This window comes from Pseudomonas sp. TWR3-1-1 (assembly GCF_049896545.1).
Taxonomy (GTDB): domain Bacteria; phylum Pseudomonadota; class Gammaproteobacteria; order Pseudomonadales; family Pseudomonadaceae; genus Aquipseudomonas; species Aquipseudomonas weihenstephanensis.
On sequence record NZ_JAFCUO010000002.1, the window covers coordinates 74,866 to 90,833 of the forward strand.

At 58.9% G+C, this 15,968-nt stretch carries 15 protein-coding genes; 7 read left to right on the forward strand and 8 right to left on the reverse strand.

Annotated elements, in window-relative coordinates; all coding sequences use genetic code 11:
- Window positions 1-99: 99 nt before the first annotated feature.
- Window positions 100-1,392, reverse strand: coding sequence for a GGDEF domain-containing protein (locus tag ACP7A4_RS05845; RefSeq protein WP_203301936.1), 1,293 nt, complete (start codon window positions 1,390-1,392; stop codon window positions 100-102).
- Between the two features lie 361 nt (window positions 1,393-1,753).
- Window positions 1,754-3,559, reverse strand: coding sequence for a phenylacyl-CoA dehydrogenase (locus ACP7A4_RS05850; RefSeq protein ID WP_048402172.1), 1,806 nt, complete (start codon window positions 3,557-3,559; stop codon window positions 1,754-1,756).
- Window positions 3,560-3,589: 30 nt separating this feature from the next.
- On the opposite strand from ACP7A4_RS05850, the gene ACP7A4_RS05855 reads away from it, so the two are divergent.
- Window positions 3,590-3,796, forward strand: coding sequence for a hypothetical protein (locus ACP7A4_RS05855; protein ID WP_426245965.1), 207 nt, complete (start codon window positions 3,590-3,592; stop codon window positions 3,794-3,796).
- Between the two features lie 27 nt (window positions 3,797-3,823).
- Here the strand turns inward: ACP7A4_RS05855 and ACP7A4_RS05860 are convergent, their stop codons facing one another.
- From ACP7A4_RS05860 to bioB, 6 genes are all read right to left on the reverse strand, one after another.
- Window positions 3,824-4,120 carry a hypothetical protein gene (locus tag ACP7A4_RS05860; RefSeq protein ID WP_048364307.1) on the reverse strand — a complete coding sequence of 99 codons (297 nt, stop codon included), beginning with the start codon at window positions 4,118-4,120 and terminating at the stop codon, window positions 3,824-3,826.
- 120 nt (window positions 4,121-4,240) lie between these two features.
- Window positions 4,241-4,921 (reverse strand): dethiobiotin synthase, encoded by a 681-nt coding sequence (gene bioD, locus ACP7A4_RS05865; protein ID WP_059765313.1) that lies wholly within the window; start codon window positions 4,919-4,921, stop codon window positions 4,241-4,243.
- Window positions 4,918-5,718: a malonyl-ACP O-methyltransferase BioC gene (gene bioC / locus ACP7A4_RS05870; RefSeq protein WP_203301937.1), complete on the reverse strand. Its 801-nt coding sequence runs from the start codon at window positions 5,716-5,718 to the stop codon at window positions 4,918-4,920. The genes bioD and bioC overlap by 4 nt, the downstream gene beginning before the upstream one ends.
- Window positions 5,711-6,430 carry an alpha/beta fold hydrolase gene (locus ACP7A4_RS05875; RefSeq protein ID WP_059765317.1) on the reverse strand — a complete coding sequence of 240 codons (720 nt, stop codon included), beginning with the start codon at window positions 6,428-6,430 and terminating at the stop codon, window positions 5,711-5,713. Before ACP7A4_RS05875 ends, bioC begins: the two co-directional genes overlap by 8 nt.
- Window positions 6,423-7,595 carry an 8-amino-7-oxononanoate synthase gene (bioF, locus tag ACP7A4_RS05880; RefSeq protein WP_426245968.1) on the reverse strand — a complete coding sequence of 391 codons (1,173 nt, stop codon included), beginning with the start codon at window positions 7,593-7,595 and terminating at the stop codon, window positions 6,423-6,425. The genes ACP7A4_RS05875 and bioF overlap by 8 nt, the downstream gene beginning before the upstream one ends.
- Before the next feature lie 114 nt (window positions 7,596-7,709).
- Window positions 7,710-8,765, reverse strand: coding sequence for a biotin synthase BioB (gene bioB, locus ACP7A4_RS05885; protein WP_426245970.1), 1,056 nt, complete (start codon window positions 8,763-8,765; stop codon window positions 7,710-7,712).
- 87 nt (window positions 8,766-8,852) lie between these two features.
- On the opposite strand from bioB, the gene ACP7A4_RS05890 reads away from it, so the two are divergent.
- The 6 genes from ACP7A4_RS05890 (at window position 8,853) to ACP7A4_RS05915 (ending at window position 15,892) form a co-directional block, all read left to right on the forward strand.
- Window positions 8,853-9,593, forward strand: coding sequence for a ComF family protein (locus ACP7A4_RS05890; RefSeq protein WP_426245972.1), 741 nt, complete (start codon window positions 8,853-8,855; stop codon window positions 9,591-9,593).
- 57 nt (window positions 9,594-9,650) lie between these two features.
- Complete coding sequence (locus tag ACP7A4_RS05895) at window positions 9,651-10,412, forward strand: TOBE domain-containing protein (RefSeq protein ID WP_426245974.1); 762 nt, start codon at window positions 9,651-9,653, stop codon at window positions 10,410-10,412.
- Between the two features lie 120 nt (window positions 10,413-10,532).
- Window positions 10,533-11,057: an RNA polymerase sigma factor gene (locus tag ACP7A4_RS05900; RefSeq protein ID WP_203301940.1), complete on the forward strand. Its 525-nt coding sequence runs from the start codon at window positions 10,533-10,535 to the stop codon at window positions 11,055-11,057.
- Window positions 11,054-12,031, forward strand: coding sequence for a FecR domain-containing protein (locus tag ACP7A4_RS05905; RefSeq protein ID WP_426245976.1), 978 nt, complete (start codon window positions 11,054-11,056; stop codon window positions 12,029-12,031). The genes ACP7A4_RS05900 and ACP7A4_RS05905 overlap by 4 nt, the downstream gene beginning before the upstream one ends.
- A gap of 120 nt (window positions 12,032-12,151) precedes the next feature.
- A complete protein-coding gene (locus tag ACP7A4_RS05910; protein WP_203301941.1) occupies window positions 12,152-13,147 on the forward strand; it encodes an acyltransferase domain-containing protein in 996 nt (331 codons plus the stop codon).
- Between the two features lie 330 nt (window positions 13,148-13,477).
- Window positions 13,478-15,892, forward strand: a complete 2,415-nt coding sequence (locus ACP7A4_RS05915) for a TonB-dependent receptor (protein ID WP_059765329.1) — start codon at window positions 13,478-13,480, stop codon at window positions 15,890-15,892.
- Window positions 15,893-15,968 lie beyond the last annotated feature (76 nt).

The window sequence follows — 15,968 nt, forward strand, 5'->3', positions numbered from 1 at the left end:
AAGCCCGAGCCGGGCCACGTTTTGCTGTGGCCAGTCTAACTTAACAACGATTGCGATACATAGGGTCCGGTAGTGACTCAGATTTAATACACGGTCACGCTACGCAGGAATTTCTGTCGTGCGCACCGCCCCCCGTCGGGTTTGCCCGTAGGCAACGACGCAGTTACGCCCGGCACTTTTCGCGCTGTAGAGCGCCTTGTCCGCCGCTTTTAGCACCTCCTCGGCCGTGCGCTGTTCTGGCATGCGTTCAGCCACACCAATACTGACCGTCACCGACACGCTGGTAGCCCGCGTACCGGCTCGGCGCTGACGACCTTGCTGGTCGTCCTGCGGGCGGTTTTCCTGGTTGCGTAAATGGATGTTGTAAACCGCAATGGCTTCACGCAACTCATCCAGATGCGGCATGCACTCATCCAGCGTTTTACCTGCAAACACCAGGGCGAATTCTTCACCGCCATAGCGATAGGCCCGACCGCCACCGCCGACTTTGGACAGTTTGCTGGCGACCAGTCGCAGCACCTGATCGCCCACATCGTGACCGTGGGTGTCGTTGAATTTTTTGAAATGGTCGACGTCACTCATCGCCAGCACGTAATTGCGCCCCAAACGCTGCAAGCGTTCATTCAGTGCGCGACGCCCCGGCAGGCCGGTCAGCTCATCGCGAAAGGCCATTTGATACGCCTCATGCGCTACCGCTGCGGCAATCATCAACATCACCTGGCTGCACATGATGTTAAGGGTGAACGGCAAGATAAACGTCTGCGGCAGCATCCAGAACAGCCCTACCAGCCCTACCAGCTGGGCGGCATGCAGGGGCCGCGGGTTGCGCCAGTATTGCCAGCCCAGCAGCACAAAACCGATGAAAAACACCGGATACGACAACTGAATCAAGCTCATCCAGCGGCCATGCAGTGCGGGCCAACGGATCTCGGCCAGCCAATTGAGCAGCGCCTGTGGGTAACTTTGCTCCAGCCCCAACGCGACACTGCCGATGGCCAACAGCACCGCAAAACGCGCCACCAGGTCCTGAAACAGATGTGTGCGCTCCTCCCAGGCCGCGTACACGCTGTACAGCAACGGCAATAACAGCGAGCACACATGAAAGATCACCGCCGCGTCCGGGCGCACAACGCCGTTATCGCGGTAGTAATCGGTCTGGGTATCGAGCAGGAAATAGGCGATATACACCGTAAGCATCAAGAACAATTCACGCTGGCGGCGGTAAACCGCGCAGTAAGCGCCTCCCAACAACAGCACCAGGGTGGGCAGCACGTTGAAGAGTGAGGTGAAGAACACATTGAGGTCTTTGACGTAGGCAGCCGCAAGCCCTGCGATAAGCAGCAGCAGAGACGGCAAAAAGTGACTGACACATGCAGCAGAAGAACGCGACAAAAGTAAAGCTCCAACCCGAACAACCAAGTAATGGCATTGTGCCTGCTTTTACCGCAGTTAAGCACACTTGGAAACGTCCCGGTCGCCTCAGCCATAGGTTTTAACGGCTGGAAAGGCAAAAGGCTTAACGCATTTGTCGGATTAAAAAAGACTCACGGAGGCGTTCTGCATTTTGTCGCTGTGGCCCAATGTGACAGGCTATTACGCCACAATCGTGCACCTTTGACCGGGCGTGATCTCAGGTTGTACGACAGCCTTGCGGCCGAACGTGGTGTTGGCTAACTGCTACGCAGAATCCGCGCATAAAAAAACCGCTTCACCCAGAGGTGAAACGGTTTTTGGGAAGGTGACGCGCTTGGGCTTAGTAGCCCAGGTCGAAGTCTTCTTCTTTCATGTCCATCAGGTTGGCAGCGCCTGACAACATGGTTGCAACGTGTGTACGGGTACGCGGCAGGATGCGCTGGAAGTAGAAACGCGCCGTCTGCAATTTAGCTTTGTAGAAGGCTTCTTCCGACGTGCCAGCAGCCAGTTTCTCTGCGGCCAAACGCGCCATGTCAGCCCAGAAGTACGCCAGGCAGGCATAACCGGAATACATCAGGTAGTCGACCGAGGCCGCGCCCACTTCTTCACGGTCTTTCATGGCCGCCATACCGACCTTCATGGTCAGCTCGCCCCATTCTTTGTTCAGTGCCGCCAGCGGTGCGACGAACTCTTGAACGCCTTCGTTGCCTTCGTTGGTCTGGCAGAATTTGTGCACGATCTTGGTGAAGCCTTTGAGCGCTTCGCCTTGAGTCATCAGCACTTTACGGCCCAGCAGGTCGAGTGCCTGGATGCCGGTGGTGCCTTCGTACAGCATCGAAATACGGCTGTCGCGAACGTTCTGCTCCATGCCCCACTCAGAGATGAAACCGTGGCCGCCGTAGATTTGAACGCCGTGGTTGGCGGATTCAAAACCCACTTCGGTCATGAAGGCTTTGGCAATCGGCGTCATGAACGCCAGCAGTGCGTCGGCTTTCTTCTTCTCTTCTTCATCAACGCCGTATTTCACGATGTCGACTTGCTTGGCTGTGAAGTAAACCATCGCACGGTTGCCTTCGGCGAATGCCTTCATGGTCAACAGCATGCGACGTACGTCCGGGTGAACGATGATCGGGTCGGCGGCTTTTTCCGGGAATTTAGGGCCGGTCAGCGAGCGCATTTGCAGGCGGTCACGGGCGTATTTCAAGCCGCCCTGGAAACCGATTTCGGCGTGGGACAGGCCTTGCAGCGCGGTGCCCAGACGTGCGGTGTTCATAAAGGTGAACATGCAGTTCAGGCCTTTGTTCGGCGGGCCGATCAGGAAACCTGTCGCGCCGTCGAAGTTCATCACACAGGTGGCGTTACCGTGGATGCCCATTTTGTGCTCAAGGGAGCCACACGATACGGCGTTACGCTCACCGAGCGTGCCGTCAGCATTGGCCATGAACTTGGGCACGATAAACAGCGAAATGCCTTTGGTGCCAGCCGGTGCATCCGGCAGGCGGGCCAGCACGATGTGGACGATGTTGTCGGCCATGTCGTGTTCACCGGCCGAGATGAAGATCTTGGTGCCGGAAACTTTGTAGGAGCCATCAGCTTGAGGTTCGGCCTTGGTGCGCAGCATGCCCAAGTCAGTACCGCAGTGCGATTCGGTCAAGCACATGGTGCCGGTCCATTCACCGGTAACCAGCTTGCTCAGGTAGGTCTCTTGCTGCTCGGGAGTGCCGTGCTCGGAGATGGTGTTCATCGCGCCATGCGACAGGCCCGGGTACATGCCCCACGACCAGTTGGCTTCACCCACCATTTCGCTGACCGCCAGGCCCAGCGACTCAGGCAGGCCCTGACCGCCGTGGGCAACGTCATGCGCCAGGCTCGGCCAGCCACCTTCAACGAATTGCTTGTAGGCTTCTTTAAAACCGGTAGGGGTTTTAACCCCGGACTCACTCCAGGTGCAGCCTTCGGTGTCACCCACACGGTTCAGAGGTGCCAGCACCTGCTCACAAAACTTGGCGCCTTCTTCAAGAATGGCGTCAACCATGTCTGGAGTAGCGTCCTGGCAAGCCGGCAGGCTCTGATAATGCGCTTCGTAACCGAGCAGTTCGTCACGAACGAAGCGAATATCACGCAAGGGGGCCTTGTAATCAGGCATAGCGATAAACCTCTGCTGATGAATCCGGGAATGAACAACCGCGTAGAATTTGTTATTGCGGTCAAACAGGTGTTTGAAACATACGTTTACGCCCATTTATTGTCAAGCAGGCGCAAGGAGCCGTTCGTCCCGAAGGGCAAACAACTGCGAATTCTCAAAAGACTGTTGAATGTCACGCCACCAGCATCGCTGCAGGCGAAAGCGAAGTGCGGCGGCGCAGCAGGCGTCAGGCAGTAACGCTGAGGCTGCGAGGGCACGCCAGGATCAGGCGTAGGTATCGATCAGCGTACCGACCATTTCGTCAGCGGTGCGTACCACTTTGGCGCCGAGTTCGACTTGCGCTTTGCCTACGCTTAAATCAGCCACATCACTGGCAATATCTGAAAGCTGACTACGGTCGACGGCGCGCATGCGGTTGACCTGTGTGTCGGAGGATTGGCTCGCGACCGAGCGTTCAACCGTGGCATTGGCGATGTGCCCGCCCGCTTGATCGACACGGTTCTGCCCCGCCTGAATGGAACTTAGACCTGCGTAGAACGCGGTGCTTCCCGAGATTTCCATGAGCGACATCTTCCCTTTCAAGGTCATCAGGCTTCATTGAAGCAGACATACTGGCAAAAGGCCCGTCAAAAAACCTGATGGTTGCGCGCCCTTCAATAGCCCTGAGCAATAGCGCCGCACTCAGTCCAGCAGGTCCAGTTGCACATGCTCGGCCACCGCCTGCGCCGTGGGTGACGTGAGCGCGGGCACCCGGCCAAGGCAGGGTGCGGGCAAGCGTTCGGCCAGGGTTGCCAGGTTTTCTTCAAGCCGTGCGGTGTGCGGGTCGATGATATTGGCCACCCAGCCCGCCAGTTGCAGACCATCTTGAGCAATCGCCTCAGCGGTCAGCAAAGCGTGGCTGATACAGCCCAACCTCACGCCTACCACCAAAATCACCGGCAGTCCCAGCCCTTGGGCCACGTCAGACAGGCTATCCTGCCCCGACAAAGGCACGCGCCAGCCACCCGCCCCCTCTATCAGGGTGAAATCGGCGTGTTGCGCCAAAATATGGCGCATCGGTGCCAGCAATGATTCAACCGTCAGCGCCACACCCGCCTCGCGTGCAGCAATATGCGGGGCGATGGCAGGCTCGAACGCCAGCGGGTTCACCTCGTCATACTTCAAGCCAATCGTGCATTGAGCCATCAACGCCAGCGCGTCAGCGTTGCGCAGCCCTTGGGCGGTTTTTTCGCACCCAGAGGCCACAGGCTTGCCCGCTGCCGTGCTTAAACCCGCCGTGCGGGCGGCGTACAACAAACCTGCTGCAACCGTGGTTTTGCCCACGTCCGTGTCCGTGCCGGTAATGAAATAGGCAAGGCTCATCGCGTTTTCTCCAAGATGCCGTAGACCACTTGATACGTCGCTGGCAGCCCCAGTGGCTGACGAAATTGTTCATAGGCCGCGATTAACCCTTGAACCCGCGCCCTGCCGGTCAAGCCTTCAGGTCGCCCCGGATTAAGGTTGTGCGCGCCCAGTGCTTTTAGCTCATGGGTCAACTGGCGCACCTGCGGGTAATGCAGCACATGGGGCTGCGTGTGCAAGCTTTTGACCTGCAAACCGCTTTCTGCACACAGCTGTTGATAAGCCGAAAACTCGCGAAACCGGTTGACGTGAACCTGCCCGTCAACCGCCTTCCAACTGTCACGCAGCTCACTCAACGTGCCCACGCACAAACTGGCGAAAGCCAGTACACCGCCCGGTTTGAGCACCCGCTGTGCCTCGCTGAGCACTGCGTCAAAGTGCGCGCACCATTGCAACGCCAGGCTGGAAAACACCACGTCGCAACTGTTGTCTTGCAGCGGCAGGCACTCGGCATCACCCGCGATGAAGTGCTGGGCCCCCCCCAATGGCCGGGCGTAAGCCAGCATGCCTTGTGCGATATCCAGCGCCAGCCCTTCGCTGTGAGGAAAGTGCTGACCCAACACGCGACTGAAGTACCCCGTGCCACAGCCCACATCCAACCAACGTTGTGGGTTTAAGCCCACAGGTAAACGGTTCATCAGTTCATGACCGACGTCGCGTTGCAGTTCAGCCACGCTGTCATAACTGGCCGCCGCGCGGGAAAACGAAACCGCCACCAGACGTTTGTCCGGCAGGCTTGCCACACTCAAATCAGTCATCACCCAACCCGGTTAAAAAGCTCTGAATCGCCGCCGCCAATTCGTGGGGTGCTTGCAGAAGAAACGCATGACAGGCCTGCTCCATCAGGCCCACTTCAACATCAGGCAATAACGCCAGCACATCACTGGCGACTGACGCCGGCACCAGCTCATCCTGCCCGGCAAACACGTGAAACTGCGGGCCATTAAAGTGTTGCAGAGCGGGTCGCGTGTCCATCTTGGCGAGCAGCTCCAGCCCTGCAAGCAGGGTGTCTGGCTCAGCCTTCGGCGCACCATTGAGGAGTAAGCTCGCCATACCCCGACCTTCACTGCACAACAAAGAAAAGCGCTTAAGCGTCGTATTGGGTGCCTTACGAAAACCGTCGATAAAATCCTCGAAGGTGGCACACGGCATTGCGTTGGGCCAATCGTCGCGGCTGACAAAACACGGGTTACTGGCCAGCGTCACCAACCCGCAACACCGCTCGCCGCGCCGCGCGGCCAATTCGCTGGCCAACATGCCACCCAGTGACCAACCCCCCAGCCAGACGTCATCCGGCAACGCCGCGTCCAACTCATCCAGCCAGTCATCCAACTGCGCCGAAGCGAGCACCGGCAAGGGTTCTATTTCCACCCGCAGGCGCGCGTCCAGGCCACGCAGTGCAACCGCCAAAGGCTCCAGCGGTGAGATACCCAACCCCCAGCCGGGGAGCAAAATCAAACGATCACGCATGCTCGGACTCCGGTTTTCGCCAACAGTCGTTTAATGCATTTAACAGTAGCTGCACCTGCGCCTCTGTGTGGGCGGCAGACAACGTCACACGTAACCGCGCGCTACCGACAGGCACCGTGGGTGGGCGGATAGCGGTGACCAGCACGCCGCGCTCGCGCAATTGCTGCGACAAGCGCATCGCCTCTGCGCTGTCGCCAATCATGATCGGCTGGATCGGCGTAAAGCTGTCCATCAGTTGCAAGCCGATCTGCTGAGCACCGGCACGGAACTGGCGGATCAAGGTATTCAAATGCTCCCGGCGCCAGTGCTCGCTGCGTAACAACTCAAGGCTTTTGAGCGTGGCGCACGCCAACGCGGGCGGCTGGCTGGTGGTGTAGATATAAGGACGGGCGAACTGGATCAGGCTTTCAATCAACGCTTCGCTGCCGGCCACAAAGGCGCCGCTGGTGCCAAAGGCTTTGCCCAGGGTGCCGACCAGCACGGGAACGTCGTGCTGGCTCAAGCCGAAATGCTCGACAATTCCACCCCCGGTGGCACCCAGCGGACCAAAACCGTGGGCATCGTCGACCATCAACCACGCGCCTTTAGCGCGAGCTTCACAGGCCAATGCGGGCAAATTGGCCACATCGCCGTCCATGCTGAACACGCCATCGGTCACCACCAGCGTATGGCCGACAGCTTTCTCCAGACGGCTGGCCAAACTTGCGGCGTCGTTGTGCAAATAACGGCTGAACCGTGCCCCGCTCAACAAGCCCGCATCCAGCAAGGAGGCGTGGTTGAGACGGTCTTCCAGCACCGTGTCGCCCTGACCTGCCAGCGCTGTGACAGCGCCCATGTTCGCCATATAACCGTTGCTGAACAGTAGCGCGCGCGGGCGAGCGGTGAACTCGGCGAGCGCTTCTTCGAGGGCGTGATGCGGGCGACTGTGGCCAATGACCAAGTGCGACGCCCCGCCGCCCACGCCCCAGCGCGACGCACCGGCTTGCCACGCTTCGATCACCTGCGGGTGATTGGCCAGGCCCAGGTAGTCGTTGCTACAAAAGGCCAATAAAGGCTGACCGTCCACCACCACCTGCGGGCCTTGCGGGCTTTCAAGCAAAGGGCGCTGGCGATACAAATTGTCGGCACGACGCGCGGCCAGACGAGCCGTTAAATCAAAAGACATGAGAAAAAGGTCCCCTGTAATCGCTGCCGCAGGCTGCGGTGGGCAGCCCCCCATAAACAAGGTGCTGCGGCCTTTATCGCAGCCTGCGGCAGCGACTACAAAAATGCAGCGCTGTTAAACCGCAGCGTTATAAAACTGCTCGCTGGATTTTTGGTCCATCAAAGCGTGCTCAATGGCCGCCTGATGCACTTCGTCGGCATGGTCTTCGTGTGCTTCAGGGAGGATGCCCAGGCGGCTGAACAGCAACATGTCCTTGTCCGCTTGCGGGTTGGCGGTGGTGAGCAATTTATCGCCGTAAAAGATCGAGTTGGCACCGGCAAAGAACGCCAGCGCCTGCATTTGCTCGTTCATCGCCTCACGCCCGGCCGACAGCCGCACATGGCTTTGCGGCATCATGATGCGTGCTACCGCCAGCATGCGGATGAAGTCAAACGGGTCGATGTCTTCGGCGTTTTCCATCGGCGTACCGGCCACCTTCACCAGCATGTTGATCGGCACCGACTCCGGATGTTCTGGCAGGTTGGCCAGCTGGATCAGCAGATTGGCGCGGTCGTCGAGTGACTCGCCCATGCCCAGAATCCCGCCGGAGCAAATCTTCATCCCGGCATCGCGCACATAGCTCAAGGTTTGCAGACGCTCGCTGTAGGTGCGCGTGGTGATGATGCTGGTGTAGAACTCTGGCGACGTGTCGAGGTTGTGATTGTAGTAATCCAGCCCCGCGTCAGCCAAGGCAGCGGTTTGCGCCTGATCGAGCTTGCCCAGGGTCATGCAGGTTTCCAGCCCCAGCGCCTTGACCCCTTCCACCATTTTCAACACGTAGGGCATGTCTTTGGCAGACGGGTGTTTCCACGCCGCCCCCATGCAGAAACGTGTCGCACCAATCGCCTTGGCGTGCGCGGCTTCGTCCAGCACCGCTTGCACCTGCATCAGCTTCTCTTTGGCCAGGCCGGTGTTGTAGTGGCCCGACTGCGGACAATATTTGCAATCTTCCGGGCAGGCGCCGGTTTTGATCGACAGCAGCGTCGAGACTTGCACCCGATTAGCGTTGAAATGCGCACGGTGAACCGTCTGCGCTTGAAATAGCAGGTCATTGAACGGTTGCGTAAACAACGCCCGCACTTGGGCTAAAGACCAATCATGACGCATGGTGTTAAAGGTGCTGGCGCTCATCGGCGTTTCTCTTGTTTATGCTGGACTTGAACCTGAAGCGATCACTTCAGGCACGGCACGGATGCCCGGCATGTTTAAGGATGCGACATGAGCTGTCAACCCAGTCTATTTAGCAAGGTTTACATCTGGCTATTTAATAACCAGCATTGTTTATTGTGTGACGGGCAGGCCGACTCCCTCCACAGCGTGTGCGTCGATTGCGAGCATGAGCTGCCCTGGCTGGGTGAAGGCTGCCAACACTGTGCGTTGCCGCTGCCAGGATCGGGCCTGATCTGCGCCGACTGCATCAAACATCCGCCCGCGTTTGAGCGTGTACACGCGGCCTGGGTGTATGACTTTCCGGTGGACAGCCTGATCGTACGCTTCAAGCACCACGCAAAATGGCCCTATGGCCGCCTGTTAGCCGAACTTCTGAGTCAATCGCTACTCAATCACTACGCACACGGCCATGCCCGGCCCGACCTCCTGCTGCCGGTCCCCCTGTCACTGCACCGCCAGCGCCAGCGTGGGTTCAACCAGGCCGCCATGCTCGGCGAATGGCTCGCTCAGCGCCTGGGCATTGCATGCCCCGCGCACTGGCTGATGCGCACCCAAGACACCCCTGCACAACAAGCGCTGGATGCCAAAACCCGTCGCCGCAACTTGCTGCATGCCTTTGCTCTTGCTCCCCAGGCACACGTTTGCGGGCGGCATCTGGCGTTGGTCGATGACGTGCTGACCACCGGCGCAACGGCTCAAAGCCTCGCCCGGCTGTTGCTCAAGGCGGGCGCCAAACGGGTTGACGTGTATTGCCTGGCGCGCACGCCCAAGCCCGACGGGCCGCCTTGACGGCAAGGCGGTGAGCGGGCACTTTGCCAGACCCTGACACCTTACGAATCCATCGCCATGCACGTGCCCGCTTTGCTTGCGCAACACATTGTTCGTCGTCCGCAGCGTATTGCCTTGTTGCAGCACATCAGCGAGCAAGGTTCGATCACCCGCGCCGCCAAAAGCGCAGGTATCAGCTACAAGGCCGCGTGGGATGCCATCGACGAACTCAACAACCTGGCGCAAACACCGCTGGTGGAGCGCAGCGTGGGCGGCAAAGGAGGGGGCGGCGCGCGGTTATCCGTCGCTGGCGAGCGTGTGCTGCGCCTGTATCAGCGTTTGCACGCGTTGCAACACCAAGTGCTGGAAGCCGCAGAAGATGCCCAAGACCTCGATTTACTGGGGCGACTGATGCTCAGAACCAGCGCCCGCAACCAGTTACACGGCACGGTCGGCGCCATCCGCAACCAGGGCCATAACGATTTGATTGCGCTTGAACTGGCAGGCGGGCTGCTGTTGCATGCGCAGATCACGCACGACAGCACGCTACGGCTGGAGCTTGAGGTCGGCACCCCAGTCGTCGCGTTGATCAAGGCAGGTTGGTTACAACTGATTGCGCCCCAGGACGTCATCGCAGATCACAACCATTTAGAGGGCCAGATTCAACAGGTCCTGCATGCCGACAATGGCCCCAGCGAAGTGCGCATCAACCTGCCCAATGGCCAAACCCTGTGTGCCCTGACCGAAGCGCAACACCTGGCAACACTTGGACTAAAGGCCGGGAGCCAGGCCCATGTGCAATTTGCGCCCTCGCTGGTGTTGCTCGGCACACCGCTCTGACTCAAGCCCGTCTGAAAGCACAGGCGTCTTGTCGGCCATCCGATGAGCGTCAATTGCGCATGGCTTTTGCCTCTGACACAATCGCGAATAATTATCGTTAGTTAAAACTTGCATTCGGTGATGCCTTTGTCGTCAGTCCAAAATCCCCACAGTGAGCTGGTTGGATCGCTTTACCGCGACCATCGCGGCTGGCTGCTGGCGTGGTTGCGGCGCAACGTGGCCTGCCCGCAACGGGCTGAAGACTTGAGCCAGGACACTTTTGTACGCCTGCTGGGCCGCACCGAACTACAAACACCGCGCGAGCCACGCGCCTTTTTGGCCGCCATCGCCAAGGGCCTGCTGTTTGATTACTTTCGCCGCGCCGCACTGGAGCAGGCTTATCTCAACGAGTTGATGCTGATCCCGGAGGCCGAGCAACCGTCGCCCGAAGAACAGCAACTGATCCTCGAAGACCTCAAAGCCATCGACCGTCTGCTGGGCAAGCTGTCGAGCAAGTCCCGCGCCGCCTTCCTTTACAGCCGCCTCGACGGCTTGACCCACGCCCAAATCGCCGAACGCCTTGGCGTGTCGGTGCCACGCGTGCGTCAGTACCTGGCCCAAGGCATTCGTCAGTGCTATATCGCGCTGTATGGCGAGCCGACATGAGCCAGGCCAACACCAAGCCGGTTTCGGCCCGTGTACTGGACGCCGCCATTGCCTGGCAATTGTGTCTGGACTGCGGCAACGGCAGTGAGGTCGAGCAAGCCGAATTCGCCAAGTGGTACGCCGCCAGCGAAGAACACGCCCGGGCCTGGCTGCAACTGGGCATGCTCGACCATCGTTTCAGCACCGCCAGCGTCCCAGCCCGCAATGCATTGCTCAAGGCCCGCAACAGTGCGCACCAGCGCATGCGCAAAATCGGTGGTGGCGTGGCGAGCCTTGCGCTCGTGATCGGGCTAACACTGTTCGCGGGTAAAAACTACTTGCCGGTTGATTACTGGATGGCCGACCAACGCACCGCCACCGGAGAACAGCGCGTACTGAGACTGGCCGACGGCACCTTGATCAACCTCAACACCCACAGCGCCGTGGATGTGCGATTCGACGACAAAACCCGCCTGATCGTGCTGCACGAAGGCGAAATCATGGTGCAGACCGGCCATAACGACGCTCGCCCGTTTATCGTACAAACCCGCGATGGCAGCCTGCGTGCGCTGGGCACACGGTTTTTGGTCAAACGCGAAGACGACGGCACACGGCTCAGCGTCCTGCAATCGCGCGTTGCTGCCCGCCCGCAAAGCAGCGCCGACGAAACCCTCTACAACGAAGGCCAACAAGTGTTGATGCACCGTGATGGCTTGGGTCAGATGTTCGCCGTCACCCCCGCAGCAGACGCCTGGACCCACGGGATGCTGGTGCTCGACAACGTGCGACTGGCCGACATGGTGCGCGAACTCAACCGCTATAAACGTGGCCACTTGGGCGTTGACGACGACGTGGCCGACCTGCGCATCACGGGCAGCTTCCCGCTGAACAACATCGAACTGGCGCTCAACGCCTTGCTGCCTACCTTGCCCGTGCAAATCAAGCAACACACACCGTGGTGGGTCACCGTCAGCGGCAAACCGCAGGTCCATTAATCGGCGCGGCACTACCAGTGATCGCTTTATCGCCCCTTGACCGGCCATGACGCAGCCTTGTGTCTATGCTCGCTTTCGCGCTGCTCAAAGCGCGAACACTCAATAGCCGAGGAAGGATCCATGCCGCTATTACCTGAGATCAACCGTCGCCCCATCGTCTTTTTATACCCCGGCCAAGGCAGCAGCCCTCAAGGCATACTGCAAGAGTTGTATCAACTGAACGCCGACATACAAAACACCATCGACGCAGTGCTCGACGCGGTCGACAGCGTGGTTCAAGAACGCCAGCAACAAGGTCATGCCATTGCCCCCGACATGCTGCGCGAGGTACTGCTAACGCCGGACACGGGGGCGTCCTTACCCTACGGTTTGAATCAGTTGGCGCTGTATACGGGTGCGGTGGCGTTATCGCACGTCTTGCGCCGCTCAGGCTTACAACCCAAGGCGGCACTCGGAGAAAGCTTTGGCGAAATCGCCGCGCGTGAATGTGCAGGCAACGTCAGCATTACCAACGGAGCGCGCATGGCCTGTGCGCTCAACGATGCTTATCGCTCAGTGCTGAACCAAGGCAGCATGCTATTGGTCAACGCCAGCGAAGAAAAAACCCGCGCCACGTTACGTAAAATCAATCACCCTGATCTGGCGCTAGCCACTGTCAATTCGCCGACCCACACGGTAGTCAGTGGCTCTCATGACGCACTTCAAGCCATGATCGATGCCACGCAACCGGGTACGCCACCTCCGCGCAAACTCAACATTGCGTATGCCTCTCACCATCCGCAACACACAGGCGTCCAGCAAGAAGCGCTTCGCACCATGCCAGGTATTCCACGGTCACCACTGACCCTGGCGCTCTATTCCACCGTGCAACAGCGGGCATATACCGTTCAGGATGATTTGATCGCAGGGTTTATCGACAACACCATCAAACCCTGCCATCTGCCCAACACGCTGAACGCATTAGTCCGTGACATAGCAAACCCGCTGTTCATAGACCTGGGCAGCAACGGCTACATGGCCCGCTGCGTCAGCAAAATATTACCCGGCGCGCAGACGTATGCGCCCTTGACCCAGAACGCCATCGACCTACGCACCCACCTCAGCGGTTTTCTGTAGTCGCTGACGAGTAATGCGAGGCTGCGTCCGGGCGCGTAGCGGTCGTAAAACCATTCACCGCAGGCAACGGATTTACGATCGCTTCGCAATCGGACGTCGCCTTCGGCAACGGCTACACCCACCCCAGCGGTTTTCTGTAGTCGCTGACGAGTAATGCGAGGCTGCGTCCGGGCGCGCAGCGGTCGTAAAACCATTCAACCGCAGCTTTAAAATCAGCAACGACGACAAGGCTCAACCTGAATACAAATAATTTTCGATCAGCCCTATCACTTTTCCAAACTCGTTCGGCATAGAGGCATTGAGAAACATTTCCATTCAGGAATTCGCCGAATGTCCCGTACCCTCGACACGTTATTGCGCCCCAGCTTGCTCGCCATTGCCATTGCCCTGAGCGCTCCGCTGACCAGTCCCGCGCTGATGGCCGCCGAACTCAGCGCAACCGCGCGCAGCTACAACCTGCCTGCCGGGCCTTTGGCGTCGACACTGAACCAGATCGCCAGCCAGGCCGGGATCACGCTGGCGATTGACGCCTCGTTATTGGCGGGCAAAACCTCAGCCCCGGTCAACGGCCAGTTCGAGCCGACCACGGCGCTGCGCGAGGCGTTGCAAGGGAGTGGGTTGCAGTTGCAGCAAAGCGCCAGCGAGTCGTACACGTTGCTGCCCATCGAGGAAGGCACCCTGACCCTGGGCGATGTGAATATCAACGCCACAGCGGTGGCCGAAGGTTCCGAAGCCGCGGGCTATGTCAGTGAAAACGTCAACAACGTCGGCGCACTGGGCGGGATGAAGCTGCAAGACACGCCGTACTCCATGAGCGTGACTTCGCAAGACTTTCTGAAAAATACGCAGGCCACTTCGCTGGATGATGTGTTTAAGCGCAACCCGTTCACCCAGGTGTTTTCCCCCACGGGGGCTGGTTACGCCAGCGCCGTGAACATCCGGGGCTTCAGCGCACCGGGTAACTTGAGCATTGCCAACGATGGCCTGCGTTTCTCAACCTTGGCCGACGCCGGTAACTTTCTCGAAGAAACCGAGCAACTGGAAGTGGTCACCGGCCTGACCGGGTTTCTGTATGGACCTGCATCGCCAGGCGGTTTGGTCAACTACGTGCTCAAACGCCCCACCTACGAAAACTATCGCAGCGTGACGCTGGGCAATGCCGGTGGCGATAACTATTACCTGCACGGTGACTTCGGCGGCAAGATCGACGACGAAGGCCAGTTTGCTTATCGCTTGAACTTGCTCACCCAAGATGGCGAAACCGCCATCGATATGCAAAAACGCCGTCGCGAGCTGATCAGCCTCGCGGTGGACTGGAACGTCAGCGACGACCTGCAAATCCAATTCGACGCCTCGCACAAAAAAACGCAAGTGCGCGGTTTGACCAGCTACTGGTACTTCAGCGATCAAGCGCTGCGACCGCGGGCCTCAGTGCTGGACAACGACAAGCTGTACAGCCAGCGCTGGTCATTCTCGGACAACGAAACCGACAAGGGCGGCGTCCGCGCCAAATGGCGCCTGAACGACACCTTTACCTTGCGCGCTGCTTTCTCTGCTCAAAAATTCACCGAAGAAAACACCTACACCGGCCCGACGGTCTCCAGCGCGGGGGTCTATACCCAGCCGCTGTATGCGTTCGCCCCCATCGAGCACCAGGAAAACTCCGGTTACCTGTTCCTGGATGCTGCGTTCAACACAGGCGCCATCGGCCACAAGATGACCTTGGGTTATCAGGGCAATAACGCGCGTATTCGCATGTACGAAGACCACATCCCTACAAACGGCACGCAGTATGGCGACGTCGGCGGTGGTGCTTTGCCTTTCGGCACGTCAGAGCAAGTGAGCAAACCCGCATACTCCGTAGGACATGGCAACCAGCGGTTGTCGAACACCTCCCAGACCAATAACTTCCTGATTGGCGACGTCATCACCTTCAACGATCAATGGTCGAGCATCCTGGGTGTGACCCGTACCCAGATCAAGTCCTATGCCAACGACTTCGTCTACTCCGCCACCGACAAGAAGACCCGTTACGACGCCAGCAAAACCTCGCCCAGCGTGTCTTTGATCTACAAACCCGTGCCGTGGCTGACCACGTACGCGACCTATATTGAAGGCTTGCAAGCAGGCGGCACCGCACCGTACAACGCCATCAATGTGGGTGAAATCTTCGCGCCACAAGTCAGCAAGCAATACGAAGTAGGCGCTAAAGCGACCGTGGGCGAAACCTTGTTCACCCTGGCGCTGTTCAACATCGAAAAGCCTAACGGCTACCTCGGTGAGTCGATGATTTACAGTGAAAGCGGCAAGCAGGTGAACAACGGTCTGGAGTTCAGTGTCACCGGCAAGGTCACGCCTGAGCTGACCGTGGTCGGTGGTTTCACCTTGCTCGACCCGAAAATAAAAGACGCCAACGTCAAAGCCAACGACGGCAATGCGCCGGTGGACGTGGCCAAGCAACTGGCCAAGGTGTACGCCGAATACGACATCAACGCGGTGCCCGGTCTGGCATTGACTGGCGGTGCGTTCTACACCGGCAAGCAATACACCGACGAAGCCAACGACTATCAGTTGCCCTCCTTCACCACCTTTGACGCCGGCGCGCGGTATCGCATGAAGGTGTCAGAAAATGACCTGACCTTGCGCATGAACGTCAGTAACCTGGCCAACAAAGATTACTGGCTCAACAGCCACTACCTGGGCGATCCACGCACCGTCCAGTTCTCGGCGCAGCTAGAGTTCTAAGCAGCCTCGCCTGAATTCCTAGCCGTTGCCTAAGGCTGCGAGCGGCTGAGTCGCCGTAAACTCAGGGGCCGCTGAG